Raw genomic sequence first — 2,633 nt, 5'->3', positions numbered from 1 at the left:
TGACGACCACCGCGCGGACGCCGTCGCGCAGCGCCCGCTCCAGATCACCGGGCAGGGGCCCTTCGTCGTCCACCCCCACCGGCACGGGCCGCAACCCGAGCGCCGGCACGAGGTCCAGCAGGCTCCCCCAGCCCGGGTCCTCGACGGCGACGGCGTCACCGGGCCGGAGGTGGGCGGCGAGCACCCGCTCGATCGCGTCGAGGGATCCGGAGGTGACGGCCACCGGCCCGTCGGGCACCCCGTCGGCGTCCAGTCCCGCGCGGGCGAGCCGCGCGAACTCCGCGTCGACGGCCGCCTGTCCGTACATCCCGGGCCGCTCCGCGTTGTGCCGCGCGGCGGCGGCGAGGGCGTCGTGCAGCGGCGGCAGCAGGGCGGGATCGGGGTTGCCCGCCGACACGTCCCGTACGCCCGGAGGCGCCTGGACCCAGATCGACCCACGGGCCGTGCTGGCCGGACGCGACCGTACGCGACTGCCCCTGCGGCCCGCCGTCTCGATCACCCCACGCTCGCGCAGCGTGCGGTAGGCGGCTGCGACGGTGTTCGGATTGACTCCCAACTCCGTCGCCAACTCCCGCATGGGTGGCAGCAGTTGACCCGGCGCCAGCTCGCCGGAGCCGACCGCCCGCTCCACACTCGCCGAAATATCCGCCGCGCGCCGACCCTGGATCCGATACTCTCCTAGCACAAAACTTACTATGCACTAGTGCAATGGAGGACGCAAATGCCGGAGAGCGCACCGGAATCCACACCGCGCGACACCAACGCCGCGTACCGCCCCACCGAACGCACCGTTCCGACCCGCTCCCGCGAACGGGCCTCGTACGACCGTGCACTGGTCCACGCCATACTCGACGAGACGTACATCTGCCATCTCGGTTTTGTACGGGACGGCGCACCCGTCGTCCTGCCGACGCTCTACGGCCGGGTGGACGAGCGGCTGTACGTCCACGGCTCCACCGGCTCGCGTCCGCTCCTGCTCGCGGGCGCCGCCGACCCCGGCCTCCCCGTCTGCCTGACGGTCACCCACGTCGACGGCCTCGTCCTGGCGCGCTCCGCCTTCCACCATTCGATCAACTACCGCTCCGTGGTGGTGCACGGCGTCGCCCGCCAGGTGACCGACCCCGAGGAGCGGCGTCTGGCTCTCGACGCGATCGTCGACCATGTGGTGCCCGGCCGCGCCGCCGACTCGCGCCCCGCCAACGCCAGGGAACTGGCCGCGACCGCCGTGATCCGCCTCGACCTCGACGAGGTCTCCGCCAAGGTCCGTACGGGCGGCCCCAACGACGACGCCGAGGATCTGGCGCTCCCGTACTGGAGCGGGGTGGTCCCCGTCGTACGCGGTTACGGCCCGCCCGTACCGGCGGCCGATCTCGACCCGGCCGTCGCCCTGCCCGGCTATCTCGCCGCCCCCTGAGACGGCGGCCGGACACGCCCTAGCCGGCCGGGCGGCTCGTCTCCTCGAACATCTCGTCGTCCGCAGGGACCGGGGCTTCTCCCAGAGGCCCCACACCGTTCGAGGGCGGACGCGGCGTCGAGGACTGCGCGATGAAGGCGCCGACCAGCACCACCGCGCCGCCGGCGATCTGCGGCGCGGAAAGGTGTTCCCGCAGCAGCACCCACGCGAGCACGGTCGCGATGACCGCCTCCAGGCACGCGACCACGCCCGCCACCTGCGGCGAGAGCTTCCGTACGGACACCACACCGGTCGTGTACGCGAGCACGGTCGCGATCACCACGATCCAGCCCAGCAGGAGGGCGGCGGACACCTCGGTGCCGCCCAGGTCGGCCGTACCGCCGAGCAGGGACCAGTCCATCTCCCACGGCCGGCCGACGGCGGTCAGCACGACGGTCCCGACCAGCAGTCCGTACGCGATCACCCCCAGCGGATCCGCCGTGTCCTCCGCACTATTCCCCCGGTCACCGCTCCCCTGGTCCGACAGTACGAAGTAGCCGACCTGGCAGCAGGCCGCGGCGAGCGCGAACAGGACCCCCACCGGGTCGAAGCTCAGCCCGGCCCAGACCTCGACCACGCAGGCCAGGCCGCCCACCGCCAGTACGACCCCGACGGCGGCGGCGCGGGTGACGGGCCGCCGCTGCACGAAGCGGACCCAGAGCAGCACGAGGGCGGGGGCGAGGTATTCGACGAGCAGCGCGACCCCGACGGGGATACGGGAGAGCGCGGCGAAGTAGAACGCCTGGACGCCGGCCACGGCCAGCAGGCCGAATCCGGCGAGCAGCCCGGGCCTGCGGCGGACCAGGTCGCGGTGGCGCCAGGCCACCGGAAGCATGAGCAGGGCCGCGCCGGCGACCCGCAGCCAGACCACCTGGAGGGGGGCGAGCCCCGCCTCGATGAGCGGCTTGGCCGCGACACCGGACCCGCCGAACGCGAACGCCGACGCCAGGGCCAGGCCCAGTCCGACGCTCCTCCCCTGCCCCTGAGACGCGTGCATGGCGTCATCATGACAGGTCAGGTCAGGAGCTACCCACCGGTCACACCTGTCGTCCGCTCCGGCCCGCTCCGAGCAGCCGTCCCGACAACAACAGCACATCCACCCCGGCGCGTTCGAGCACCTCGACGGCGCGGCACGACCGGTCCGCGGCGAGCGCGGCGAGCAGGTCGAGCCCGGAGGCCC

At 73.4% G+C, this 2,633-nt stretch carries 3 protein-coding genes; 1 reads left to right on the top strand and 2 read right to left on the bottom strand.

Annotated features, from left to right (window positions below; genetic code table 11):
• The coding region (locus GT042_RS25680) for an aminotransferase class I/II-fold pyridoxal phosphate-dependent enzyme (protein ID WP_161311105.1) at positions 1–685 on the bottom strand (685 nt) is incomplete at its 3' end.
• Positions 686–721: 36 nt separating this feature from the next.
• Between GT042_RS25680 and GT042_RS25675 the strand changes: the two genes are divergently transcribed.
• Positions 722–1,414, top strand: coding sequence for a pyridoxamine 5'-phosphate oxidase family protein (locus GT042_RS25675; protein ID WP_161311104.1), 693 nt, complete (start codon positions 722–724; stop codon positions 1,412–1,414).
• Between the two features lie 19 nt (positions 1,415–1,433).
• Here GT042_RS25675 and GT042_RS25670 read toward each other — a convergent pair whose 3' ends face one another.
• Positions 1,434–2,450, bottom strand: coding sequence for an EamA family transporter (locus tag GT042_RS25670; RefSeq protein WP_161311103.1), 1,017 nt, complete (start codon positions 2,448–2,450; stop codon positions 1,434–1,436).
• Positions 2,451–2,633: the final 183 nt, after the last annotated feature.

Origin of the sequence: Streptomyces sp. SID3212 (genome assembly GCF_009865405.1) — a bacterium.
GTDB lineage: Bacteria > Actinomycetota > Actinomycetes > Streptomycetales > Streptomycetaceae > Streptomyces.
Note: the sequence above shows the minus strand (reverse complement) of the source record. Positions and strands in the feature narration are given on the sequence as shown.

Bases quoted from the DNA above. Each gene is read 5' to 3' on its own strand.
- GT042_RS25675 (WP_161311104.1), top strand. From the start codon at position 722: ATGCCGGAGAGCGCACCGGAATCCACACCGCGCGACACCAACGCCGCG.
- GT042_RS25670 (WP_161311103.1), bottom strand. From the start codon at position 2,450: ATGCACGCGTCTCAGGGGCAGGGGAGGAGCGTCGGACTGGGCCTGGCC.